General features: G+C 55.4%; 19 protein-coding genes. 8 read left to right on the top strand and 11 right to left on the bottom strand.

Translation table 11 applies throughout. The annotated features are described in order from the left end of the window. Positions 1-172: 172 nt before the first annotated feature. The 3 genes from QLQ83_RS08355 to QLQ83_RS08345 are packed head-to-tail and all read right to left on the bottom strand — an operon-like array spanning position 173 to position 2159. Complete coding sequence (locus QLQ83_RS08355) at positions 173-973, bottom strand: hypothetical protein (protein ID WP_282735063.1); 801 nt, start codon at positions 971-973, stop codon at positions 173-175. Between the two features lie 15 nt (positions 974-988). Continuing rightward, the gene (locus QLQ83_RS08350) at positions 989-1723 is read right to left on the bottom strand and encodes a HupE/UreJ family protein (protein ID WP_282735062.1); all 735 of its coding nucleotides are present in this window, start codon (positions 1721-1723) and stop codon (positions 989-991) included. Positions 1724-1775: 52 nt separating this feature from the next. Next, complete coding sequence (locus QLQ83_RS08345) at positions 1776-2159, bottom strand: hypothetical protein (protein ID WP_282735061.1); 384 nt, start codon at positions 2157-2159, stop codon at positions 1776-1778. A 131-nt stretch (positions 2160-2290) separates the two neighbouring features. Here QLQ83_RS08345 and QLQ83_RS08340 point away from each other — a divergent pair, with 131 nt between their 5' ends. Next, complete coding sequence (locus QLQ83_RS08340; RefSeq protein ID WP_035414631.1) at positions 2291-2566, top strand: metal-sensing transcriptional repressor; 276 nt, start codon at positions 2291-2293, stop codon at positions 2564-2566. A 67-nt stretch (positions 2567-2633) separates the two neighbouring features. Here QLQ83_RS08340 and QLQ83_RS08335 read toward each other — a convergent pair whose 3' ends face one another. From QLQ83_RS08335 to QLQ83_RS08305, 7 genes are all read right to left on the bottom strand, one after another. Then, the gene (locus tag QLQ83_RS08335; RefSeq protein ID WP_282735060.1) at positions 2634-3830 is read right to left on the bottom strand and encodes an MFS transporter; all 1197 of its coding nucleotides are present in this window, start codon (positions 3828-3830) and stop codon (positions 2634-2636) included. Between the two features lie 639 nt (positions 3831-4469). Next, positions 4470-5276, bottom strand: a complete 807-nt coding sequence (locus tag QLQ83_RS08330; RefSeq protein WP_282735059.1) for a restriction endonuclease — start codon at positions 5274-5276, stop codon at positions 4470-4472. A gap of 136 nt (positions 5277-5412) precedes the next feature. Beyond that, positions 5413-6216: a hypothetical protein gene (locus QLQ83_RS08325; protein ID WP_282735058.1), complete on the bottom strand. Its 804-nt coding sequence runs from the start codon at positions 6214-6216 to the stop codon at positions 5413-5415. A gap of 280 nt (positions 6217-6496) precedes the next feature. Continuing rightward, positions 6497-7423, bottom strand: coding sequence for a hypothetical protein (locus tag QLQ83_RS08320; RefSeq protein WP_282735057.1), 927 nt, complete (start codon positions 7421-7423; stop codon positions 6497-6499). 157 nt (positions 7424-7580) lie between these two features. Further along, on the bottom strand, positions 7581-9347 hold the full coding sequence (locus tag QLQ83_RS08315; RefSeq protein WP_282735056.1) for a hypothetical protein: 1767 nt from the start codon (positions 9345-9347) through the stop codon (positions 7581-7583). A 371-nt stretch (positions 9348-9718) separates the two neighbouring features. Further along, on the bottom strand, positions 9719-10846 hold the full coding sequence (locus QLQ83_RS08310; protein WP_282735055.1) for a hypothetical protein: 1128 nt from the start codon (positions 10844-10846) through the stop codon (positions 9719-9721). A 193-nt stretch (positions 10847-11039) separates the two neighbouring features. Then, positions 11040-12173, bottom strand: coding sequence for a hypothetical protein (locus tag QLQ83_RS08305; RefSeq protein ID WP_282735054.1), 1134 nt, complete (start codon positions 12171-12173; stop codon positions 11040-11042). Positions 12174-12332: 159 nt separating this feature from the next. Here QLQ83_RS08305 and hsdR point away from each other — a divergent pair, with 159 nt between their 5' ends. The 7 genes from hsdR to QLQ83_RS08270 all read left to right on the top strand — a co-directional run bounded on the left by hsdR (position 12333) and on the right by QLQ83_RS08270 (position 21417). Next, a complete protein-coding gene (gene hsdR / locus QLQ83_RS08300) occupies positions 12333-14771 on the top strand; it encodes an EcoAI/FtnUII family type I restriction enzme subunit R (RefSeq protein WP_282735053.1) in 2439 nt (812 codons plus the stop codon). 90 nt (positions 14772-14861) lie between these two features. After that, the gene (locus tag QLQ83_RS08295) at positions 14862-16379 is read left to right on the top strand and encodes a type I restriction-modification system subunit M (protein ID WP_282735052.1); all 1518 of its coding nucleotides are present in this window, start codon (positions 14862-14864) and stop codon (positions 16377-16379) included. After that, entirely contained in the window at positions 16376-18067 is a 1692-nt protein-coding gene (locus QLQ83_RS08290) for a restriction endonuclease subunit S (protein ID WP_282735051.1), read from the top strand. Before QLQ83_RS08295 ends, QLQ83_RS08290 begins: the two co-directional genes overlap by 4 nt. A gap of 46 nt (positions 18068-18113) precedes the next feature. Next, a complete protein-coding gene (locus tag QLQ83_RS08285; protein ID WP_282735050.1) occupies positions 18114-18920 on the top strand; it encodes a hypothetical protein in 807 nt (268 codons plus the stop codon). Between the two features lie 446 nt (positions 18921-19366). Beyond that, positions 19367-19651 carry a type II toxin-antitoxin system HigB family toxin gene (locus tag QLQ83_RS08280; protein WP_282735049.1) on the top strand — a complete coding sequence of 95 codons (285 nt, stop codon included), beginning with the start codon at positions 19367-19369 and terminating at the stop codon, positions 19649-19651. Positions 19652-19662: 11 nt separating this feature from the next. Then, positions 19663-20877 (top strand): ImmA/IrrE family metallo-endopeptidase, encoded by a 1215-nt coding sequence (locus tag QLQ83_RS08275; protein ID WP_282735048.1) that lies wholly within the window; start codon positions 19663-19665, stop codon positions 20875-20877. Between the two features lie 159 nt (positions 20878-21036). Next, entirely contained in the window at positions 21037-21417 is a 381-nt protein-coding gene (locus QLQ83_RS08270) for a hypothetical protein (protein WP_282735047.1), read from the top strand. Positions 21418-22225: 808 nt separating this feature from the next. Here the strand turns inward: QLQ83_RS08270 and typA are convergent. Next, the gene (gene typA / locus QLQ83_RS08265; RefSeq protein WP_282735046.1) at positions 22226-24052 is read right to left on the bottom strand and encodes a translational GTPase TypA; all 1827 of its coding nucleotides are present in this window, start codon (positions 24050-24052) and stop codon (positions 22226-22228) included. Positions 24053-24070 lie beyond the last annotated feature (18 nt).

The following is a 24070-nucleotide window of genomic DNA, read 5'->3' as shown; positions in this document are numbered from 1 at the left end:
GAGGCGGTCGGGAGAGGGCGCTAAGAATAAGAAGTAGAGCAGCAGCGCGAGTGCCCCTTGATCATGGCACATATCGTGGTCCTCGACATGGGCATCAGTGGTGCTTTCCCTGAGCCGGAACCGACGCATTGCCCCGGCCCGGCGGCCGGGGCAATGCAGAACTTGCCCAGTCTCACATCATGCGCTTCAGCTCCCCATAGTCACCGTCGATGCGCAGTACCACGGTCACCTCGTTGTCGTTGCGGTTGCGGAAGAACCAGCCGTGGTTCCCGGTGAAGGCCGCTTCCAGTTCGCCCTCGTCCTCGGGCACGCCGCGGCCCTTCTCGTAGCTGATCGAATTGCCATTACCGTCACCGTGGGTGTCGAAGTTGATCGGCCCCCCGTCGGACGACCAGGCAAACGTCGCGACGGCGCCCTCTTCCATGGTCAGCTTGTACTCGGTGCCTTCGCCCGGGGTCAGGGTGAAGCTCACCTCATCACGCCAGGTGGCCGCTGCCTCGGGAGCTTCCGAGGCCTCTTCCTGGGACGAGGAGGCGTCAGCCACCGCCTGGCTGGCCTCGGGTTGCAGCTCCTCCTGGGCAGGCGCGGAAGAGGCCACCGGGTCAGTCGCGTCGCTGGAGGCTGAGGCGGTCGCCGGTTGCTCTGGGGTTGCCTCGGGCAAGGTGTCGTCGGTGGCTTGGCTCTCTGCCACGGCCTTGGGCTCCTGCTCCGCGACGACCGGCGACGCCTCGTCCGCGGCGGCCTGTGACGCCTCCCGGTCGAGCTCGGCCTCCTCGGCCAGCTGCTGCTTGATTTCCCCCATCTCGGTCAGGCCCAGCAGGCGCCCGGCGCCGGTGGGGTCGATGGCGTACTCCGCGGGCAGCACCACGGTCACCAGCAGGGTGGCGGCCACCACAGCGGCCACCAGGGTGGAACGGATCAGCTTGCCGGTCGAGGGCAGCTCGGCACGGGTGGGTAGATCGGTGTTGTACATCGTGGACTCCCTGAATCAGGCGACGAAATAGCCGGTGAGCTGATAGCCGATCAGCACGAAGCCGGCGCACATCATGGCGACGTTGGCGGTATAGGCGTGGTGCAGGAATCCGGCGGTGCGACGCCAGAAGCCCATGACGATGAGGATGGCACTCAGGGCCAGCAGCTGGCCGATCTCCACCCCGACGTTGAACGCCAGCAGGTTGGCCAGCAGGCCGTCCGAGGCGATTTCGTACTCGATGATCTTGGTCGACAGGCCGAAGCCGTGGAAGAAGCCGAAGACCAGCGTCGCCGCCTTGGTGTTGGGCTGAACGCCGAACCAGCGCTGGTAGGCACCGAGGTTGTCCAGCGCCTTGTAGACGACGGAGAGCCCGATGATGGCATCGATGAGGTAGCTGTTGATGCCGATGTTGAAGTACACCCCCAGCAGCATGGTCGTGGAGTGACCGATGGCGAAGAGGCTGACGTAGATGGCGATGTGCTGCATCCGGTAGAGGAAGAAGATCACCCCCAGCAGAAACAGGATGTGGTCGTACCCGGTCACCATGTGCTTGGCGCCCAGGTAGACGAACGAGATCAGGTGAACGCCATAGATCTCCTGGATGTAGCCCTTGTCGCCTTCGGCGACGGCATGGGCAAGGGCATCACCGCTGGCTCCCAGGAGCATCACCAGCAGCGTAAGCAGGGTTAGGGCATGGCGTCGGGCCTTGTCAGGCACGCCGAACGCCTCCCCCATTCGGGATGGGAACATGAAACCTCCACGGGTCTGTCTTGGGTATCGGCCGTCCGGTGGGCGGCCCCGGTCATCCAGCGATGACCGGCCGTGGAGGGCGCTCCAGGCGATAGACGCGGCGCAGCGGAACGCCGTGCCGGGCACCGATCCGCAGGGCGTCACGGAAGCGCGGTGCCAGACTCACGCCTGCCGCGAGACGGTCCGCCGTCTCGTGGAAGTGATTGCCACTCTCGTGATGCAGATGGCGACCGTCCCCTTGGTCCCTGTCGTCCCTGTCGTCCATGTGGTCATGGCCATGAGCGTGCCCATGACGGTCGGCCTTTGCCTCCTGGTGCGCTTCCGCGCTCAGCGGCCCATGGGCACGCGCCTCGCCGGCACTGGTCAGGACCAGCCCGGGCAAGAACAACAGCAGCAGGAACAGGTAGCCGAGACGATGGCGCAGCCGGTGGAGCATGAATAGCCAACCAGGATGACAAGGGAAGCCGGGGCGCAGGCGCCGGGCCGCGACGGGCGGCATTGGCACGCTGCCGGCAAGAGCCTAACATCCTCCCTAGGGGGATAGGAACAACGACAGGGAGCCTAAACATGCCACCACATACTCACGAGAGCCACCCCGACATCATCAAGCGGCTCAACCGCGCCCGGGGGCACCTGCAAAGCGTCACCCAGATGATCGAGGAAGGTCGCCCCTGCCTGGACATCGCCCAGCAGCTGCATGCCGTGGAGAAGGCCATCCAGCAGGCCAAGCGCACCCTGGTGCAGGATCACATCGACCACTGCCTGGACGCGGCCATTGGTGCCAGGACGGAGGGCCAGCAGGCCCAGATCGAGGACTTCAAGGCCATCGTCCGCTACCTGTAGCGGCGTGATTGGCCCCACCGGCTCCACCCGCCCTTCCACCATCGATGACAAAGCATGCCTTGCGTGATCAGGCGTGCGCTTCGGTCACTTGCGCCGGCCACAGACGCGCGGCCAGCAGGGTGGCGGCCAGGGACAGGATGGCCAGGGCCGCGAAGGCGGACATCATGCCCAAAGTGCTTCCCAGCCAACCGGCCAGCGGATAGGCCACCAGCCAGCAGGCGTGGGAAAGCGAGAACTGGGCGGCGAACAGCGCCGGGCGCTCCTCGGCCCGGCAGGACTGCTTGAGCAGCCTGCCGGTGGGGGTCATCACCATCGAGGCCCCGGCGCCCAGCACGAACCACAGCAATAGCAGCATCACGAAGCCGGGTCCCATTAGGCCCGCCAGCAGGCTGGCACTCATCAGCAGGCCGCCCGTCAGCATCACCGGGCGCTGGTCCAGGCGCTCCAGTAGCTTGGGCAGGGTGAGGGCGACGACCATCGAGCCGCCGCCCGCCGCCGCGAAGGCGATGGCCACCTGGGTCTCCCCCAGGCCCAGCCCATGGCGCACGTAGACCACCGTATTGACGATCTGCATGGCGCCGGCCGCGGCCACCGCCATGTTGAGGGCGAGCAGCCCACGCAGACGCGGGGTGCCGAGATAGCGGCTAATGCCCTGGGTCAGCCTGGCCCAGACACCGCCGCCGGCCGTCTGCGGATGCGGCGAGGGCAGCGACACGCTGACCACCAACAGCGCCGAGAGCAGGAAAGCCGCCGCGTTCAGCACGAACAGCAGGTTGAAGGACATTACCACCAGCAGCAGGGCGGCGAGCAGCGGGCTCAGCAGGTTCTCCAGGTCATAGGCCAGGCGCGACAGGGAGAGCGCCTGGGTGTAGCGGCGCTCGTCCTCGAAGATGTCGGGAATCGTGGCCTGGAACACCGGCGTGAAGCCCGCCGAGCAGGCGTTGAGCAGGAAGATCAGCAGGTAGATCTGCCACACCTCAGTCACGAACGGCAGGCTCACCACCACCGCAGCGCGCAGCAGGTCGAGGGTGACCAGCAAGACGCGCCGTGGCAGCCGGGTGGCATAGGCGCCGACCACCGGGGCGATGCCCACGTAGGCGATCATCTTGATGGCCAGCGCCGTGCCCAGCACCTCCCCGGCGCGCTCCCCGGCCAGCTCGCTGGCCAGCAGCGCCAGGCCGACCGTGGTCAGCCCGGTGCCGATCAGGGCGATCACCTGGGCGGAGAACAGGTGGCGATAGCGACGATCCCGAAACAGCTCCATACCGCTCCTCTTGTTGACGCGGGGTGACCCGAGGCCACCAGGCATGTCAATTCATATCCCCCCCAGGGGGATATAGGAAGCCTAGTGACTGCCGACCAGGAGGACAATTGATGTTGGGCAACTCATGACGAGATCGCGCATCATGCAGAGGGGGCAACAACGCCATACCGGGCACGACACAAGGAGTGGTGCATGAAGACACTGTATCGAGCCGCCACCTCCCTGCTGGCGGTCATCGCGCTTTCAGGTTGTGCGGTCTACGCCGATGGCTACGGGTATGGAAACGGGTATCCGGGGTACGAACGCAGCCAGGGTTTACCAAGCGGCCACCTGCCACCCCCCGGGGAGTGCCGGATCTGGTACCCAGACCGGCCGGAGGGACAGCAGCCACCACCCGGCGACTGCGATGAGCTCCGTTACCAGGTTCCGCCCGGCGCACGGCTCATTCGTGGCTGATAGCAGAAAGAAAACACACCTTTTCTTTCCATAGAAAGATTTACGCAGTTCCTTTACAAAAAACCGCCCCTCCAGGGCCTCTTGGAGGGGCGGTCAAACGTGCGTAAAGAAAACGACCATATTGCATACAGCCGCTATCGGCCAGGAGCGGACATTGAGGTTTTCCTGATGTATAATGCCTCATTATCCGTCACTTTCCGCACGATACATTGCCTGAGCAAGCATAGAACTAATGGTTGTTTCACCCTCGGGGGTTCTTACCAAGTCGGGACTGTAATCGTCGTTTTGGTACATTGCCCATTCAGCTTCAATGAGCTTTTCTTCGAAGTAGTTGAGGTTCAAATTGAGCCAATTTTGTAGCTGCTGAAAATTATGTACAACTGGTTGACCTTGCTGTTCCTTCTGATGACTTTCAATTACTATCGGGTAGCGAAAATCTTCTGCTGCCATAATAGCTTTTCTCGCTGCCGCTAAGATCAATTGCCCAGAAAAGTTCATAGAATAATCCCAAACATCTTCTCGGAGCCCATACTTGATTCTTAGGCTCTTTGAGTGCGACCAATAGCGGTCTTCAAGTAAGTAGAGTCTCTTGCTGTACATTTTGATTATTTCACCCTCAACCATATCCTTAGTTTCAGACTTTAACTCTTCAAAAGTTTTTAGATTTACATTGCTACTTTGTGCTGCCTCAGTAGCCCCTGATTGAAACCCTTTCTTTGAAACAATAAACCCACGGTCAGCACCAATATCATCTACGATTGCTCTTAAAGCCAGAACATGAGATTTATTTACTTTGCTATTCCAAAACTTAGCCTCGACAACCCAAGTAATATCTTGACCTAAAAACTTGGTTCTAACCAAAATATCAACATCATGGTTAGTCCTAACACCTTCAACTGTTACATTAGTCTGAGCATCGGCTCCTAACGCACGGAAGTGTTCGCAAATAACTTCTTGAAATTGATACCAGTCCATATCTTCTTGCTTCATTTTTACCTCGGATGGCTAACGTCCCGGAATTCTGCTGCGCAGCCTGTCCGGACACCAGCGTAATGTACCTACTACTTAAGCCGTGCCAGCAGCAATTCCTTGTTAGAAGGCATCACCCGCATGGTCACACACCAAGCTACTCCAGGAGCGGGGAGAGGCTGCCAACGACTCTTTCAACCTCCTGCACGAAGCCCGACACCAGTCCGGTGACTGCCTCGCCCTCCGCCACCTCAGGCTCGTTCAAGACCACGGTGAACCTGAACTGGAGCTCTGGGTTCGGCTCCTCGTCAGGGGCGCCTCGATAGAGCTCGAACCCGGGACTGAGCGGAAAGCCCTTATCTGCGGGGTTTAGGAAGAGATCCATGCCCTTCATCGCCTGCACGGCTTCTGCCGGAAACGCGTCGCCGACATGCACAGAGAGAAGCTGGCCGAGGTGTATTCCCGCGGCCTGTGAGCCGACCGTGAACAGGATGCGGTGCTTCTCGATGTTGTTGAGGCGATGGAGCTTCCAGAGAGTGTCATTACCACCCCGGAACGGATGCAGGTCATCCACCGCCGCGATCATCTCCGGAGAAGCACCCTGCAGCTTGGACGCCTTCGTTGCCTCGTACTTCTCTTCACTGTCGGCGATCGGGAAATAGATGCGCCGAGGCTGGGGCGGATGGTCATCAGTGGCTCGGCAGACGAGCTGGTAGGCTAGGTGGTCGAGTCCGCTCACCAGGTTCTGAATCGCGTCGCCTGCCAGCAACGGTATGCCGTCGGGAGCTTCCGCGACGTCCTCAAGGAAGTAGATGAGTCGTCGTTCCTCGTCACGTTTGATGCCAACCCGGTAGGGTTGCGTCTGGAGGAAGCCAGCGACGCTCGACTCAAGGTCGACTGCATGCGTCTTGGCCCGTTCAAGCTTGAGGGTGACATGCCTCGAACGTCTTTCATAGGACATGAGCGCTCACCATTCGGACTAGTACTTCGATGCCTTCTAACTGTTCAACACGATCTAGGTGCCCGCTGCCTATGCCGCCACGGCCGCTTCGGGTCGTCAACTGCCTCATCAGGCTCATCAGCATAGACTAAAGTTCTTCACTCGGCCAAAAGCAGACAATCAGTAAGCTCTGATGTAACGCCGCGCTCTGCGGCAAATTTGGAGCGCAGCGCAAAATTTGTCCGACAGCAGTGCATTGTTAGGCAAATGACCTGCCGCACATGAAATAATTGCCGCCGCATCACAAGCCAAAAAACATTCTGCGCGCATCATCTTTGTGAAGATCATGTTTTGCTATATGGTAGTTTTTAGGTATCACATTGCCTGAGAACAATTTAAAAGGAAGCTCATCTATACAAATCTCTGCCACAACTCCGCTAAAGTCTTTTTCGTAGCAATCTTGAAGAACCTTTAAATTTGTCGATGGAAAGCTATCTTTAAACTCTTTATTAAACTCTGGATAGAAATATCGTATTAACGATGCTTCATACAATGTTATGCGCTCTTGCTCCGTTGTGTTAAACAACTTATCTAGCCCCGACCTAATTCTTGCCGGCCCTTCATCTGTATTTCTAGCGAAAGGGTTCATCATAGTAAACAATTGGCTATTTGGCTGTATTGCCAACAACAACAATGACAATCGATAGCCTTCAGGGATACCTTTCAGTGATATTTTCTGTAGCGTTTCATGTTTAAGAAGGCGATCAATGGCGTTTCTTGATCCGTCTTTACCATATGCTTGGCCAATATATTTAACTTCAAAATTAACGGAACTTGTTTGTTCTGAAAGCTTTGCCTGAATATAGCTTTCATCTGGCCAGGAGCGATGACCATTCGAATCTTCTATATAAAGAAGATCTCCTTCGGCTTTCAAGTCAAACCCCTCTGGAAGCTCGAATAACAAAGAAACATCCTTACCCGCAACCTTGAACATAAGGGTTAACAAATCGCTTTCTTGTTTAGCGTCAACAAGATCAATGATTGGGGTAAGACCAATAAGGTAGATATGACACGTCTCAACAACCTCCATGAGAGGCTTTAGCGCCTCCTTATCGTATATGCACTCTGCCGGGATTGTACAATAACTTACAGCGTACATGCTCAAAGAGTGCTCGACATCAAAGAGCTTATCTGCCATTAACTTCTCGATTTCACGCTTTTCTGCCATTGCAAGAGCCTTTGGTTATTTTTGCGTATCCAATTTCGGGCTAATCGGCGAATGCCTGCTCACCGCTCATAGCCCACGTCCTTCGCCTAACACCAGAGCGCACCGGCGCACTTTAGTGCGTCCGCGTGGCGCGACTTGTTATGCTTTGCATTGCCATTTAACTATCTTTCCCTGAACTTTCTAATATCAACTTGCCTATCCACCAAATTGATTGTCCATAATTCGAGATTAGTTGCTCACCCTGCCTTAAACAAGACTGGCTTTCGTCAATGCCTACAAGTTTCAAAGCATCTGCGATCTTTGAGCTGGTGGGATGGGCATCACCAATTCGCATGTCATATGCGCCAACAATTGGGCTGAATACTTGATGAGCTTTCTCATCCCCTACCCTCTGAGCTAGAATGTTTTGAAGTAGCTTATTCGAACCAAGCTTGTCCTTGTCAGGATGTGTTGAAAGCTTGCGGAGATCTCGAACATTGAGTCGATCTGAAAAAATTCGGACGAGTTCTTTGGCGAGTCTGAGTAAAGATGCCTGGTCTCTGCTCGCAAAGCGGGATATGTGCTGCATAGCTGCAGGAGCATCTAAGGCATGAGAGAAAAGGGTAACGCCATACTCTTGACGAAATACGCCTTCGAGCATGTCCATCACTTTAAACAAAAGATCCTCTACAGCGTGAGTAGGTGCTGGTTGAACCTTTACTTGAGCGGCCAATAGTTCATTTGACACCTTGCCATCCGGAACAACGTTATGAGCAGCCCAAACATGCTGTTCCCATGGTGTTAGTCGAGTAACGTCATAAGCATATACGGTGATTAAATCCGAAGAGTTAATCCCAAAATGTATGACATACCCAGAGGTGGACCGAATTCCTCCTGTTTCTGCGGTATACCATTGCAGAGAGAACCCGCGAAAACCAAGAAGCTCGTTTACTAGGCTTGAGCGAAACCACAGCCAACGCCCTACATCTTCACTATTTAAGCTAGCAGATGCCATGCGCGCCCCGTCAGTTTCTACAATGAATTGAGGTAAATTTGTATCTTCATCCCCTCTGACCCTTTTACTTTGTCCGTGGTGCTCAACCCATTCATCTCGCCAAAACTCGCCCTCTACCCGTATTCCTCCAAAGCCACTCCGATGGCCCTGCGACCGCTCATAACCGGTATTATCATCCCTTTCCGGCCCCATAACCGGGGCATCTTCGTCCTCATCGACATCAGTTCGCCAAGTCCGGAATACAGCCCAACTTCCTCCGAAAACATCATCCAAACTGCGAATTAATAGTTCAAACCGACCGCCATCTCTTTGTTCTTGGCAATCCACTAGATCACAGTACTCACTGTCTTCAACAGAACCAACATTTTCCACTCTTTGGCGATAACATGAGAGCCGCAGTGATAGATTCCTTGCTGCTAAATAATCAAGAAGAAACTCCCGCTTAATTTCAATAAGAGTCTGCTCGCCGCTTTCACCAAGAACCTCTCGAGCAACCACAACGAAATTTTCTTCAGGCCTTACCCAGTTTGTTCCCTCTTTTATTAATCGAAGCGCAACCACTAGGTCAGGATTCAAGACCCAATAGCTTCCGCCTACTACTGGCTGGGGGTGCTCGAATACTAGATGGGTCCCAATCGGTTCCTTTTCGTTGTATTGGTATTGATCAATCGAAGCATAGTGACCATCCTCATAGGCGTAGGGTTGGACACTGCAACCAATTCCAATGTCGATCCAGCTAAGCTGCTCCGCAATTTCTCTATGTTCAGGCGGGAAAGCTACAGAGCCGCATCCGAAGTATTCACTGACGTAGCCAATATTCCGGACTTCACCTTGTTCGTTATTGATGGATGCCCTCAAAGGGACCCAGGTAGCCCTAGAGAAAACTCGGCGAGTCTCTTTCTTTTGAAGAATCCAGTCCTTCTTACTCATAAATCAAAATCTTCCTTGAGCATAACATAGATTAGGCAGTATGCTCTAATATTCGATGAACACGCACGCACGTTCAACAATGTTATCTAGCGCGCCATGCATGGCCTAACCTATTGAAACCCCAAAATGTTAAGCACCATTCGGCGGTATAACACCAATCATCGTGTCGGCTACCTAACATTGATGAGCGTACCTGCAGCCTTTGTCGGCACGACCTCTTTGGGTCGCTAACTGCCCCACAGCAACATCACTATATACTAAAGCTTACCATTCAGCCAGAAGCTGAATTTCAGCCAAAATCAATATAACGCCGACAGCAGGATCTCCAGACGCGTAGCGAAATATTTTACCACGCCTAGCATTGGCAGCATTCATTTCACGTAATCACTATGGATAAAGCCCCATAAGAATCTATCTTTCTCGAACTGGAACACGTGCCAATATATTCCATCACCCTTTAACCCTTCAACACGGTAATCGGTATCTATTCGAGTCATTTCATTTGGTGTGCGACCTGTCTCCTCTGAACTTTTATCTGCCTTCTTGTAAATGGGCACGTTTTCTTGAGAAAGCTCTAAGTAATATTTCTTCCGCTCAGTCCATTGTGTTGCCTGCCTAGTTCGATGAATGGATAGGATAACGTCAAGCGCAGCCGAAAATATATATTCGACCTTGTCAGCTAGTATGTCTTCATCCAACTTGGAAAAATCGTGCTTTACAATCCAGTCCCCATCTTGTGTTTTGTACACTGCTGGGGTCAATCGCCATACATTCCAAAAAGCAGTATTGTCGGCCCCTTGCGTAAGCAACTTCTCATTAACATTGCTATGATCGTATACTATAAAGTCTGTTGGGTCTGTAACATTCTCATCAACATACTGTTTGTTTCGAGCGTAATAAGGAGCATTTGTATATCCGCCTAACAACCCAACGGGCTGGCCGTCTTTATATGCAGAAATATCATACAGGCTTTCGATTTCTAAATAAATTGCTTTTCGGCAAGAAATTGCGCACGTTTCAAACTCGCCAGACTCGAGGGCGCTTTTAGCTTCAAGAAGCACATCCTTTGTTTCACCATCTTTAAGTAAATCTATCGCACTTACGGTCGAAAAAGATGCACCTAATATAGAGCTTGAAACTTCTTCAAAGAATTCCTTTGCAGCTAGTGATAGTCGGAGGCACTCATCTCTTGCTGGCTGTATTCCGTGGTGCTTGGAATCAACTCTAACTCTATTCAACCGAAGCAACCTACTTTTAAACGGCAACTCTTTAGGTGAAATTTTTTCGTTTATTTTGACGAAATATTTGTCGAACTTGGTGTTTTGATCTACTTCTGCTCCAACATAATCAGAAATGCCTACCAAAAAAGCTTCGACGGCGTCTTGGAACAAATTTACAGCAGAAAACAAGTGCATATCGTTCGCAGTTCTTGAGCTGGCGATACCTAACTCATAAAGATGCCTGGCTAATATGATTCGTCGAACTATTTCAATATCCATTCACTTCTACTCAGCAGGATAACAGTTATTAGAGCAAGAATCCTATTATTGACTAATAGAGTCAACTCGTTAAACTAAATAATCGCCACTGACGTCTCTTAACATTGAGCATACCTTGGCAGCCTCTCCTTAATAAACGTGCCCGCAGAATTACCCGGCATGTCCGCTTTGGGTCGATGGCTGACTTTCTCTATCACTCGGAGACTTCATCACATTCTGCCTTTAACTGGTCTAAGTGCCCACCATTTTGCAGTAGTTCAAGAACTTCACAGCCGGCAGAAAATATTAATTCCCGTTGCTCCTCCATTGTTTTGGAACCTCGAAGGACTTCGAGTAGAGGCGTTTCAAGATAGAGTGGGTGATAAGTGTTTGGCTGAGGCTCTGCCCCATGGTCGTAGAATGTCCATCGGCTACCTTGGGTCATTTCACACAGCATGGATTTTAGCTGCCGATAACTGTGCATGGATGGATAGTACCGGCTCAACCCATTGCTTAAGTCGAGTATCAACTGCAATTTAATGCTGTCTTCGATGCGATGATTGATCAGGTGGTCGCTTCCGTCGAGCACGCACCCGATAAAGATGCCTGGACTCCATGCGCGCTTGGCATCGGTCCGGTGAAACTCGATGCCAACTCGCCCCCAACGCATGCGCTTCATCTCGGGTTGGTAGGCACCATCTATTGGCCAGCCATATGCGACGAAGGGGGTAAAGGCCTGTTCCAGTTGTTGGGGTAGCTTGCCCGCGGTGGGAAAGTGACGGATTGCCTCGTGGGCGACAGGCGCCGATGGCTGAAGGCCTTCGTGAGCTAGCAAAGCGAGGAAGCTCTCAATGTGGAAGCGCTCTGTTGCTTCACTCACCCTACCGAGGTAATGCTCCAAGGTTTTGTAGATGTCACTCCAGCAGAGGTTGGCATCGGCTTCTCTACTGTGCTGATGGCGGCTGGCTGTGATGGCCACGACGCACACTGACGCGTCAGGAAAAGCCTGCTGAGCCAATGTTCGGTAGTCCTTGATCTGCGTATCACCCAGTCCTGACCAGACCTTATGCTCGAAGATGATTGCCATGCCTGGCCACATAGCCTGCATATCTGGTCGCCGGCTTCCCAATTGAGCTTGGGTGTTCCATTCGATCTCTTCGCTGTCGCGAGGCAGGTCGAAGCCTTCCCTCTCGGGCATAGCGCGCTGAAGTTGAGTCAGCACTGCCTCACTGATGCCGTTGCCATTGCGCAACAGCCATGCGAACACTTCGGTGATGAAGTTTTCAAGGGAGTCCCTGCCCTCGCGAGGGCGGTATTGGCGAAGGCTGACCAGCAGGCTGCTATCCATTGCGTGTTTCCTGTCCAGCGTGTGCCTGCCGGTTGAAGTGCTGTCTTGTCTCGGCAGGAGATGAGACCAGCCTAGCACAGGATGCTTAGCCTGCTCGGGTAGCGTAAGCTTAGGTAACTAACGCTGCCCACCCTCCATCGACGAGCAGGATGCCGCCACATGGACAAGAAGGCCTTCAGCGAACGGGATATCTGCTCGAAGTTCATCACGCCGGCGTTAGAGCGCGCCGGCTGGGACATCCAGACCCAGGTGCGCGAGGAGGTGTCGTTCACCAATGGCCGCATCATCGTGCGCGGGCGGCTGCACACCCGTGGCAAGCGGCGGCGTGCCGACTACGTTCTCAGCTTCCAGAAGAACCAGCCCATCGCGGTGATCGAGGCCAAGGACAACAAGCACGGCCTCGGCGATGGCATGCAGCAGGGCTTGGCCTACAGCGATGCCCTGGACGTGCCCTTCGTGTTCTCAAGCAACGGCGACGGCTTCCTGTTCCACGACCGCACCGGGCTGGGCAGCCAGACCGAGACCACGCTTGGCCTGGACGATTTCCCTTCGCCCGCGGTGCTCTGGGAGCGTTACTGCCAGTACAAGGGCATCGGCCCGGCCGCACGCCCGGTGGTGGAGCAGCCCTTCTTCGATGACGGCAGCGGGCGAACCCCGCGCTACTACCAGACGGTGGCCATCAACCGCACCGTGGAGGCGGTGGCTCGCGGCCAGGACCGCATCCTGCTGGTGATGGCCACCGGCACCGGCAAGACCTTCACCGCCTTCCAGATCATCTGGCGGCTATGGAAGGCCAAGCAGAAGAAACGCATCCTCTTCCTCGCCGACCGCAACATCCTGGTCGACCAGACCAAGAACAACGACTTCAAGCCGTTCGGCCAGGCGATGACCAAGGTCACCAATCGCACGGTGGACCCGTCCTACGAGATCTACCTCTCGCTCTACCAGGCGGTGACGGGCAGCGAGGACGAGAAGAACATCTACAAGCAGTTCTCGCCGGACTTCTTCGACCTAGTGGTGATCGACGAATGCCACCGCGGCAGCGCCGCCGTGGACTCCGCCTGGCGCGCGATCCTCGAGTACTTCTCCGCGGCCACCCATATCGGCCTGACCGCCACACCCAAGGAGACCAAGGAGGTCTCGAACATCGATTACTTCGGCGAGCCGGTCTACACCTACTCGCTCAAGCAGGGCATCGAGGATGGCTTCCTCGCCCCCTACAAGGTGGTCCGGGTGGACATCGACCGTGACCTGCAGGGCTGGCGGCCGAGCAAGGGACAGCTCGACGCCCTCGGCCAGGAGATCGAGGACCGCATCTACAACCAGAAGGACTTCGACAAGCACCTGGTGCTCAAGAAGCGTACCGAGCTGGTGGCCCGCAAGGTCACGGAGTTCCTGGAGAACAGCGACCCTTACCAGAAGACCATCGTCTTCTGCGAGGACATCGACCACGCCGAGCGCATGCGCCAGGCGCTGGTGAACATGAATCCCAAGCGGGTCGCCGAGAACCGCAAGTATGTGATGCGCATCACCGGTGACGAGAATGAAGGCAAGGCTGAGCTCGACAACTTCATCAACCCGGAAGCGCGCTATCCGGTCATCGCCACCACCAGCAAGCTGATGACCACCGGCGTCGACGCCCAGACCTGCAAGCTGATCGTGCTCGACCAGCGCATCCAGTCGATGACCGAGTTCAAGCAGATCATCGGTCGCGGCACCCGCATCAACGACGACTACCACAAGCACTGGTTCACCATTCTCGACTTCAAGAAGGCCACCGAGCTGTTCGCCGACCCCGACTTCGACGGCGAGCCGGTCAAGGTCTATGAGCCCAAGGGCGACGACGCCTCCATCGTGCCGGATGACGAGACCGCCGACGACGCGCACCCCGACGCCGGCGAGCCGGCCTGTGGGGTCGACGAGGCGGAAGTCGGTTACGAGATCGAGCCCGGCGAGACCTGGCAGACCGACGACCCCTTCACCGGGGCCGACCTTGCTGGTGACGAGCAAGCCGGCAAGCGCGTGAAGTACGTGGTCGACGACGTCGAGGTCAGCGTGGTGGCCGAGCGGGTGCAGTACCTGGGCCCGGACGGCAAGCTGATCACCGAGAGCCTGCGCGACTACACCCGCAAGAAGGTGAAGGAGCAGTTCGCTTCCCTGGATGACTTCCTACGACGCTGGCAGGATGCCGAGCGCAAGCAGGCGATCCTCGAAGAGCTCGAGGAGAACGGCGTCTTCTGGGAAGACCTGACCAAGGACCTTGGCGACACGCTCGGTGACGAGCCCGACCCCTTCGACGTTATCTGCCACATCGCCTTCGACCGTCCACCGCTGACCCGCCGCGAGCGTGCCGCGCAGGTGAGGAAACGCGATATCTTTAACCGATATGAAGGCCAGGCCCGCCAGGTGCTGGAATCGCTGGTCGACAAGTATGCCGATGCCGGCATCGCGCCCATCGAGGACCCCAAGGTGCTCACCCTGGCGCCCTTCAGCGAGATCGGCGCCCCCATGGAGCTGGTCCAGGCCTTCGGCGGCAAGCCCGGCTATACCCGCGCGGTCCACGAACTGGAAGACGCCCTTTACCAGTCCGGCAGCTGATCGCGGTTATCCTATGCACACCCTGATGCCGGCCGCCCTCTATGGGTGAGCCGGCGTCATCGCAACGAACACCAAGGAAGCTCTCGACTCATGGCCATCAGCACCACCATCAAATCTATCCAGGACATCATGCGCAAGGACGTCGGCGTGGACGGGGATGCCCAGCGTATCGGCCAGCTGGTCTGGATGCTGTTCCTGAAGATCTTCGACGACCGGGAGCAGGAGTGGGAGATGTTCGACGACGCCTACCGCTCGCCGATTCCCGAGCCGCTACGCTGGCGCAACTGGGCCGCCGACCCGGAGGGCATGACCGGCGACGAGCTCAAGGAGTTCGTCGACACCATGCTCTTCCCCGGCCTGCAGCAGCTGCAGGCCCGCGGCGACGACTATCGCGGCGTGGTGATCCGCAACGTCTTCGAGGACGCCTACAACTACATGAAATCCGGCCAGCTGATGCGCCAGGTCATCAACAAGCTGCAGGACGGCGTGAACTTCAACAAGGCCAGCGAGCGCCATGAGCTGGGCGACATGTACGAGCAGATCCTCAAGGACCTGCAGAGCGCCGGCAATGCCGGCGAGTTCTACACCCCGCGGGCGGTGACCCGGTTCATGGTCGACCGGGTCGGCCCCAAGCTCGACGAGAGCGTGATGGACCCGGCCTGCGGCACCGGCGGCTTCCTCACCTGCACCATCGATCACAAGCGCAAGCACTACGTGACGACGCCGGAGGACGAGCAGACCCTCCAGCGCACCATCCACGGAGTGGAAAAGAAGCCGCTGCCCCACCTGCTGGCCACCACCAACCTGATCCTCCACGGCATCGAGGTGCCCGACCAGGTCAAGCACGACAACACCCTGGCGCGCCCGCTGATCAGCTGGGGACTGCGGGAGCGGGTCGACGTCATCGTCGCCAACCCACCCTTCGGCGGCATGGAGGAGGACGGCATCGAAACCAACTTCCCCCAGGCCTTCCGCACCCGAGAGACTGCCGACCTGTTCATGACGCTTTTCATTCACTTGCTGAAGGACGGTGGCCGGGCCGCGGTGGTGCTGCCGGACGGCTTCCTGTTCGGCGAGGGCATGAAGACGCGCCTCAAGGAGAAGCTGCTCAGCGAGTGCAACCTGCACACCATCGTCCGGCTGCCCAACGGCGTGTTCAATCCCTACACCGGCATCAAGACCAACCTGCTGTTCTTCACCAAGGGCCGGCCCACCGAGGTAGTGTGGTATTACGAGCACCCCTACCCCGAGGGCGTGAAGAACTACAGCAAGACTCGCCCCATGAAGGTCGAGGAGTTCCAGGCCGAGATCGACTGGTGGGGTGACGAGAGCGACGGCTTCGTCGCCCGGGAAGAAACCCATCAGGCCTGGCGGGTGCCCATCGAGGAGATCAAGGCGCGCCACTACAACCTGGATATCAAGAACCCCTGGCAGGGCGAACAAGTCAGCCACGACCCGGACGAACTGCTGGCGCAATATGCCCAGCAGCAGGCCGAGATCCAGGAGCTTTGCGACCAGCTCAAGCAGATCCTCGGCGATGCGCTGGGCCACTCTGTTCAGGACCTGACCACTCAGGAAGCTCCTCACAAAGAGGAGGAGCAGGCATGAGCGCACGGGAACTGATCACCGAGCACCTCGACCTCTGGACCGGCGCCGTCACCCACAAGAGCAGCGTCGGCCGGGGCAGCAACGGAAAGATCGAACTCACCGGTATCAAGAAGCTGCGCGAGCTGATCCTAGAGCTGGCCGTGCGCGGCAAGCTTGTGGAACAAGATCCTCGCGACGAACCCGCCAGTGTGCTGCTTGAACGCATCGCCGAGGAAAAGGCGCGGCTGGTTAAAGAAGGAAAGATCAAGAAGCCCAAGAAGCCGCCGGAGATTACGGAGGAAGAGAAGCCATTTGAGCTGCCGAAAGGGTGGCAATGGGCAAGGCTGTCCGATGTTCTTCGCGTTATAAATGGCCGAGCCTACAAGAAGCATGAAATGCTTCAAGACGGCACCCCACTGTTGCGGGTTGGAAATCTCTTCACTTCCAATGAGTGGTACTACTCAGACTTGCAGCTTGAGGATGACAAATACATTGATCACGGCGACCTGATCTATGCTTGGTCAGCCTCATTTGGCCCTTTCATCTGGGATGGCGGGCGAGCCATCTACCACTACCACATCTGGAAGCTTGAGCTATTCGACTATCTATCCACTAGCAAGCACTTTCTTTACAACTACCTGAAGGCGGTAACTGAGGAAATAAAATCCTCCGGAAGTGGTATAGCCATGATCCATATGACGAAGGCAAAGATGGATGAACTGGTTGTGCCTTTGCCTCCTTTGGAAGAGCAGCTGCGCATCGTCGAGAAAGTCGATGAGCTAATGGCCCTCTGCAACCGACTGGAGCAGCAGGTCGGCGACCAGCTGGAAGCCCATGAGGTGCTGGTCGATACCCTCCTAGGTGTACTGACCTGCTCCAAGGATCCCGCTGAGCTGGCCGAGAGCTGGGCCCGTATCGCTAAGCATTTCGATAAACTCTTCACCACCGAAGACAGCATCGAAAAGCTCAAGCAGACTATTCTTCAACTGGCGGTGATGGGCCGACTGGTGGCGCAAGATCCTAACGACGAACCGGCCAGCGTGCTGCTGGAGAAAATCGCTGAGGAAAAAACGCGGCTGGTCAAAGAAGGAAAGATCAAGAAGTCGAAGGAGCTGCCGGAGAATACCGATGAAGAGAAACCGTTTGGGCTGCCAGAAGGCTGGGAGTGGACAAGACTCTCAGATGTTCTTAGGGTTATCAATGGTCGGGCCTATAAGAAGCATGAAATGCTTCAAGAGGGCACGCCGCTTCTGCGCGTAGGCAACTTATTCACATCTAACGAGTGGTACTACTCAGATCTTGAACTTGATGATGATAAGTACATCGATCATGGCGACTTAATCTACGCCTGGTCCGCATCTTTTGGCCCATTCATTTGGGATGGTGAGCGAGCCATATACCATTACCATATCTGGAAGCTAGACCTGTACGATAATTCTATAACTGATAAAAAATTTATCTACAACTACCTGAAATCTGTTACAGAAAAAATCAAGGCTTCTGGTAATGGAATTGCCATGATTCACATGACGAAAGCCAAGATGGAAGAGATCATTGTTCCTTTTCCACCTTTAAAAGAGCAACAACGCATTGTCGAAAAAATCGATGAACTTATGGCCCTCTGCAATCAGCTCAAAACCAACCTGGGCAAGGCCGGCGAGACCCGCGTCCACCTGGCAGACGCAGTGGTAGAAAACTTCGTTCAATAAAATAAAATTAACACCTCAGACATGCCCATCATGGAGGATGACAGAGATGAAGCAGGGAAAAGAGCCAACTTTGCAGATGCTAAAGGAAGGTACACTGGTAAAGCATGGAACAACCAGTCGCTCGTTGCAGGGTATCATTGATCAGGGAATACGCCCCAGAGCACACAACTATTATTACCGTAGTGTCGTTGAGCAAACACCGGTAGCCGAACAGGCAGTGTATGTAGGTAAGAATATGGCCTATTGTGCTGCCATGCTGAGCTTTATGGATCTTGTGATGGCAGATGAAATAAAGCCTTCACCGAAGAAGAAAAGCGCCATCCCAATTGTGCTCAATATCCGGTTGGGGGATGACTGCTTGGTAGTGGCGGACGAAGATTTCGTACTTTTGGATCAATATGATCAGCATGGCAATGTTCGGCTGACGCAGAAGTATATTGATGAACTCACAACGTCAGTACGTGAGGAAGGAATAAGAACTTGGGAAGAGTATGGCACTGTTGGGGTGGTCCGGCCAGATGGCATCCCCGCCGCTTGGATAGAAAGCTTTGAACATCCCAGGCTGAAACTAGAAACAAGCCCAGACATTTTCAGTGATATTGAATTGATGTTGCTTGGCTATCGACAGCAACAGGATGGGCTTTCATTGAAAGAAATCTCAGGAAAGATTCATGAATTTGACATACAAGGTGAATCGTTTTCTCAGCGCCATATCTTAACCCCTGAGGGGGTTGAAGCTTACAAGTCCCAAGAGACCCTGAAAAACATTCATGAACGACAACGTTATTGTCGTGAGTTAAGAAGAGCATTGTTCAATTTGGGAACACAAAAACATGGCCTTCCTTTCCACTGATGTTCTGCCGGAACGATGCATGGTGAGAGGGCCATTATAACCACAGTGTTAAAAATCCCACCTCGGCTCTTAAGAGTCAAGAGAGGGGGAGCGTGTTTGGGACTGCAAGCCAGGCATTGCAACGGACGCGGAGACGTTATTCTCTATCAAGCTCAAAGGGAGGTCCCTTTATGGCGCCGAACAAGGAATCTAGAAGCTGGTCGACGGACTGCAGAAGCTTCTTCGGCCCATGGGCCTCGCCGACGAGGGGCTGCTGGAAGAGCAGGTTATGTAGCTCGTATCAAGCTTCATCCGTTATTGGGCCTCTGCCTGCGGAGTAGCTACTCCCAGCAATGAGCAGGATTTATGCGTAAATGATATATAAAATCATAACTTTATAACCAAAAAACACATTCCCATTACGGGAACATCGTGTACAATTACCCAAAAGGGAAATTCTGGGCACTATGAAAATCTTAGGACGTGACAAAATCTACCAGTGCATCCAGAAGCACGCATCCTCAAAAAAAGCGTTGAATGCTTGGTTCATGGAGACCGAGCATGCGAAATGGAAAAATCCTCAAGACATTAAAAATCGTTACCGCAGCGCAGATTTTTTATCAGGAAACAGAGTTATTTTTAATATAAAAGGAAACGACTTCAGGCTTGTCGTACAGGTACGCTATCAGAGCGGAATTGTCGTTGTAGAGTGGGTTGGAACACACGCTGATTATGACAAGAAGCGTTTTTAAGGTGCAAGATTATGGATCACATAAAAATCATCAAGTCGCAGGAAGAGCATGAGAAAGCATTAGAGCGAGTCATTGCTCTAATGGAGTCTGACCCGCTCCCCGGTTCTCGAGAAGCGGACGAGCTTGATGTGCTTGCACTTCTTATTGAGCGCTATGAAGAAGAAAATTTCCCGATGGATATCCCGGATCCGGTTGATGCCATTAAATTCAGGATGGAGCAGCAGGGATTACGGAATAAAGACCTAATTCCATACATAGGTTCTGCTCCCAAAGTGACGGAGGTTTTAAATAAAGACAGAAACCTTAGCTTGAATATGATACGCAGACTTAGCGCGGGGCTTGGTATACCTGCCGAGGTTCTTATTCAGGATCCGATACAAAAATCTGCTGACCAGCAAGATATCGACTGGCAGGCATTCCCGCTGAGTGAAATGAGAAAACGTGGTTACTTTGAGGGCTTCACAGGAAGCCTACAAGAGCTAAAAGAATATGCCCCGGAGTGGATGGGTAAGCTATTTTCTAGTATCCCTGGAGGCTACTCACTGCAACCCGCTATGCTAAGAAGCAGCGCCCACCTTAGGTCTAATGACAAGGAGACTGACAGATACGCCCTCTGGGCCTGGCAAGCGCGGGTGCTTCAATTAGCACAAGAACAGTGTTTGCCATGCATTTATAAAAAAGGGACTGTTAATTTTCAGTGGATGAGAAGCTTAGCTCAACTTTCATGGTCTGAACAAGGCCCCTTACTGGCCATCGAATACCTAAATCGAAGTGGAATACACTTAGTTATCGAGCCGCACCTTCCAAAAACTTATCTTGATGGTGCTGTATGTATAGCTCCTAACGGAAATCCGGTGGTGGCACTGACACTCAGATACGACAAACTAGATAACTTCTGGTTCACATTGATGCACGAGCTTGCGCATATTGCATTGCATCTCGATGGTTCTGAGACTTGGTTCATAGATGATTTGGATTCATTAGGTTCTGATAATTTGGAGCATGAAGCTGACTCACTTGCTCAGAATGCCCTGATTCCAGAAGATGCCCTAAAAGACATCAATCCAGGTGATTCTGGCTCAGTTAATGACTTGGCGCGTAAGCTTAATATTTCTAGCTGCATTATAGCTGGGCGACTTAGGCACGAAGCTAACGACCATAAGTTGTTCGGCAGGCTTTTTAGGGAAAAAATCAAGTGTGCATTAAACAGGTTGGCTACGAAGTAGAATGGTTCCTTAACCTCTGATACCACAGCAGAATTAAAATAAAGGTAGTCCATGGCCATCGAATAAGGGATCTGGAAGCTATCGGATAGCACGGGCAAACGGCCCCAGAAGCTGCGTCCTGCGGGGCTAGCCGACGAGGGGCTGCTGGAAGAGCTGATCATGCAGGACGTCGCGATCCTCAATCGCGACTGGCTGCTGATCGGCCGTCAGGTGCGCACTGCCATCGGCAAGTTGATCGACCTGCTGGCCATCGACTATGCCTCCTGGATGGTCACCCTGGCCGACTACCAGCTGGAGGATATCTACCAAGAGTTCGCCGAGCGTTACGACCGCCCCCAAGCCACCTTGGGCAAGGCCTTCGCGAACAAGTTCGGCATTGACCTAGATGCCGTCACCCTCAATGAGAACCACAAATTAGTGGTGGTTGCCACCCAGCTCAGTGCCAGCAGCGAACGCATAAACAACTACCTCACTCAGCACGCCCAGCTGTCGATCAACGCCATGTACTTCAGCGCTTTCGAGGATGTCGGCAGCCGCTAACTCAGTCGCGCCTGGATGATCAACCCGGACGAGCCTAGCCAGCCCGTGGTCCGCAAGGCCAAGAAGGAGCCCTGGAACGGCGAGTTCTACGCCTCTTTCAGTCCCGATTACCTGTGGGAAGATACCCGTCGCCTTGGCTTCCTTACGCTCAGCGGGGTAACGCACGTTGATCACCTCTCAATCGGTTAAGGTGACAACTACGTTGACGGATAGGGGCGGCGCGGCGTGGTATTCCAAGACGCTCACCATGCTTTCAGAAGGTGACCCCGTCTGGGTCAATCTCCCCAAGACCGGCTACGTAGGCGTGGGCGAGGTGGTCGGCGAGCGCTGCCGCGCGGACGAATACAGTTTCGACACCCCGGAGGGACCCAGAACTCTCCTAAAGATGACGCTGATCGAAGGCTACTCGCAGACCGGCCCGGCTAAGGGGATGACGATGAGGCCGTGTACCTGGTCCCGCTTCGCTGGCTGCATACCGTCGGCCGCAAGGAGGCCTTCAGCGCAGTGGGTTTGTTCGGCAACCAGAACACCGTCTGCAGGCCCACCACGCCTAAGTGGTCACATACCGTGGAGCGCCAGAAGCAGATGTGGTGCATCAGAGACTAGCGCGCTTGAGAATTGCGACCGATCAGCTCGTGCCTGAAAGAGCATAGGTTTCTTACACACTAAGATTACACAGTATGTAAATGCTATAGATTTTAAAAAGCCCCGCAAAAGCAGGGCTATAATTCACTCACTCACTTACTTACATAGAATTTGCTATAAAGAACCTCGAGGCGGGCTCTGGGGGCGGCATGGGCAGCGGACCTTACTTCTTGCCGGCGCGCTTGCGCTCGTTCTCGGTCAGGTGCTTCTTGCGCAGGCGGATGTGGTGCGGGGTGATCTCGACCAGCTCGTCGTCATCGAGGAACTCGATGGCCTGCTCGAGGCTGAACTTCACCGGCGGCGTGAGCACGATATTCTCGTCGTTGCCCGAGGCGCGCATGTTGTCGAGCTTCTTGCCCTTGGTGGGGTTGACCACCATGTCGTTGGCGCGGTTGTTGATGCCGATCAGCATCCCCTCGTAGACCTCGGTGCCGTGGTCGATGATCAGCTTGCCGCGCTCCTGCAGGGCATAGAGGGCATAGGCCAGGGCCTTGCCGGAGACCATGGAGACCAGCACGCCGTTGCGGCGCTCGATCGAGGCATCGGGCTTGAGCGGGCCGTAGTGATCGAAGCGACTGGTGAGGATGCCGGTACCTGAGGTCAGGGTCAGGAACTGGCCACGGAAGCCGATCAGCCCGCGGGCGGGGATCATGAAGTCCAGGCGCACGCGGCCCTTGCCGTCCGGGTTCATGTTGATCAGCTCGCCCTTGCGATAGCCGAGCTCCTCCATGATGGCGCCCTGGTGCTGCTCCTCGCAGTCGATGATCACTTCCTCGTAGGGCTCCTGCTTCTCCCCGTCGATCTCGCGGATGATCACCTCGGGGCGGCCCACGGCGAGTTCGAAACCCTCGCGGCGCATGGTCTCGATCAGTACCGAAAGGTGCAGCTCGCCGCGGCCGGAGACCTTGAACTTCTCCGGGGTCTCGCCCTGCTCGACGCGCAGCGCCACGTTGTGGATCAGCTCCTGTTCGAGCCGGTCCTTGATGTTGCGGCTGGTGACGAACTTGCCGTCCTTGCCGGCGAAGGGCGAGTCGTTGACCTGGAAGCTCATGGAGACGGTGGGCTCGTCCACGGAGAGCGGCGGCAGCGCCTCGACGGCGGCCGGGTCGCACAGGGTGTCGGAGATCGCCAGGTTGTCGATGCCGGTGATGCAGACGATGTCGCCGGCGGTGGCCTCGTCGGTCTGCACGCGCTCCAGGCCCATGTGGGTCATCACCTGGCCGATCTTGCCCTTGCGGGTGTTGCCTTCCTTGGTGATGACGGTGACCTGCTGGTTGGGCTTCACCGCGCCGCGCTTGATGCGGCCCAGGCCGATGACGCCGACATAGCTGTTGTAGTCCAGCGCGGAGATCTGCATCTGGAAGGGGCCGTCGAGCTCGACCTTGGGCGGCTCGACGATGTCGACGATGGACTGGAACATGGGGGTCATGTCCTCGGCCAGCTCATCGGGGTCCGGCCCGGCGATGCCGTTGAGTGCCGAGCAGTAGATGATCGGGAAGTCGAGCTGGTCGTCGCTGGCGCCGAGGTTGTCGAACAGGTCGAAGATCTGGTCGATGACCCAGTCCGGACGGGCGCCGGGGCGGTCGATCTTGTTGACCACCACGATGGGCTTGAGGCCCTGGTCGAAGGCCTTCTGGGTGACGAAGCGGGTCTGCGGCATGGGGCCGTCGACCGCGTCCACCAGCAGCAGCACGGAGTCGACCATGGACATGACGCGCTCGACCTCGCCGCCGAAGTCGGCGTGTCCGGGCGTGTCGACGATGTTGATGTGGTAGTACTGGCCGTCGGGGGCCTGCCAGCGGATCGCCGTGTTCTTGGCCAGGATGGTGATGCCGCGTTCCTTTTCCTGGTCATTGGAGTCCATGATGCGCTCCTGCCCCTCGGCCTTGCGGTCGAGAGTGCCGGACTGGCTGAGCAGTTTGTCGACCAGGGTGGTCTTGCCGTGGTCGACGTGAGCGATGATGGCGATGTTGCGAAGGTTATCGATCACGACGGGATCCTGCTGACA

The organism is Halomonas rhizosphaerae, from assembly GCF_030010555.1.
GTDB lineage: Bacteria > Pseudomonadota > Gammaproteobacteria > Pseudomonadales > Halomonadaceae > Halomonas > Halomonas rhizosphaerae.
The sequence above is the reverse complement of the archived record's forward strand: the minus strand, read 5'-3'. Positions and strand labels throughout refer to the sequence as shown.

What these genes read in the sequence shown, in the direction of transcription:
- QLQ83_RS08355 (WP_282735063.1), bottom strand. Translation starts at nt 973, where the DNA reads ATGTACAACACCGATCTACCCACCCGTGCCGAGCTGCCCTCGACCGGC.
- QLQ83_RS08350 (WP_282735062.1), bottom strand. Translation starts at nt 1,723, where the DNA reads ATGTTCCCATCCCGAATGGGGGAGGCGTTCGGCGTGCCTGACAAGGCC.
- QLQ83_RS08345 (WP_282735061.1), bottom strand. Translation starts at nt 2,159, where the DNA reads ATGCTCCACCGGCTGCGCCATCGTCTCGGCTACCTGTTCCTGCTGCTG.
- QLQ83_RS08340 (WP_035414631.1), top strand. Translation starts at nt 2,291, where the DNA reads ATGCCACCACATACTCACGAGAGCCACCCCGACATCATCAAGCGGCTC.
- QLQ83_RS08335 (WP_282735060.1), bottom strand. Translation starts at nt 3,830, where the DNA reads ATGGAGCTGTTTCGGGATCGTCGCTATCGCCACCTGTTCTCCGCCCAG.
- QLQ83_RS08330 (WP_282735059.1), bottom strand. Translation starts at nt 5,276, where the DNA reads ATGAAGCAAGAAGATATGGACTGGTATCAATTTCAAGAAGTTATTTGC.
- QLQ83_RS08325 (WP_282735058.1), bottom strand. Translation starts at nt 6,216, where the DNA reads ATGTCCTATGAAAGACGTTCGAGGCATGTCACCCTCAAGCTTGAACGG.
- QLQ83_RS08320 (WP_282735057.1), bottom strand. Translation starts at nt 7,423, where the DNA reads ATGGCAGAAAAGCGTGAAATCGAGAAGTTAATGGCAGATAAGCTCTTT.
- QLQ83_RS08315 (WP_282735056.1), bottom strand. Translation starts at nt 9,347, where the DNA reads ATGAGTAAGAAGGACTGGATTCTTCAAAAGAAAGAGACTCGCCGAGTT.
- QLQ83_RS08310 (WP_282735055.1), bottom strand. Translation starts at nt 10,846, where the DNA reads ATGGATATTGAAATAGTTCGACGAATCATATTAGCCAGGCATCTTTAT.
- QLQ83_RS08305 (WP_282735054.1), bottom strand. Translation starts at nt 12,173, where the DNA reads ATGGATAGCAGCCTGCTGGTCAGCCTTCGCCAATACCGCCCTCGCGAG.
- hsdR (WP_282735053.1), top strand. Translation starts at nt 12,333, where the DNA reads ATGGACAAGAAGGCCTTCAGCGAACGGGATATCTGCTCGAAGTTCATC.
- QLQ83_RS08295 (WP_282735052.1), top strand. Translation starts at nt 14,862, where the DNA reads ATGGCCATCAGCACCACCATCAAATCTATCCAGGACATCATGCGCAAG.
- QLQ83_RS08290 (WP_282735051.1), top strand. Translation starts at nt 16,376, where the DNA reads ATGAGCGCACGGGAACTGATCACCGAGCACCTCGACCTCTGGACCGGC.
- QLQ83_RS08285 (WP_282735050.1), top strand. Translation starts at nt 18,114, where the DNA reads ATGAAGCAGGGAAAAGAGCCAACTTTGCAGATGCTAAAGGAAGGTACA.
- QLQ83_RS08280 (WP_282735049.1), top strand. Translation starts at nt 19,367, where the DNA reads ATGAAAATCTTAGGACGTGACAAAATCTACCAGTGCATCCAGAAGCAC.
- QLQ83_RS08275 (WP_282735048.1), top strand. Translation starts at nt 19,663, where the DNA reads ATGGATCACATAAAAATCATCAAGTCGCAGGAAGAGCATGAGAAAGCA.
- QLQ83_RS08270 (WP_282735047.1), top strand. Translation starts at nt 21,037, where the DNA reads ATGCAGGACGTCGCGATCCTCAATCGCGACTGGCTGCTGATCGGCCGT.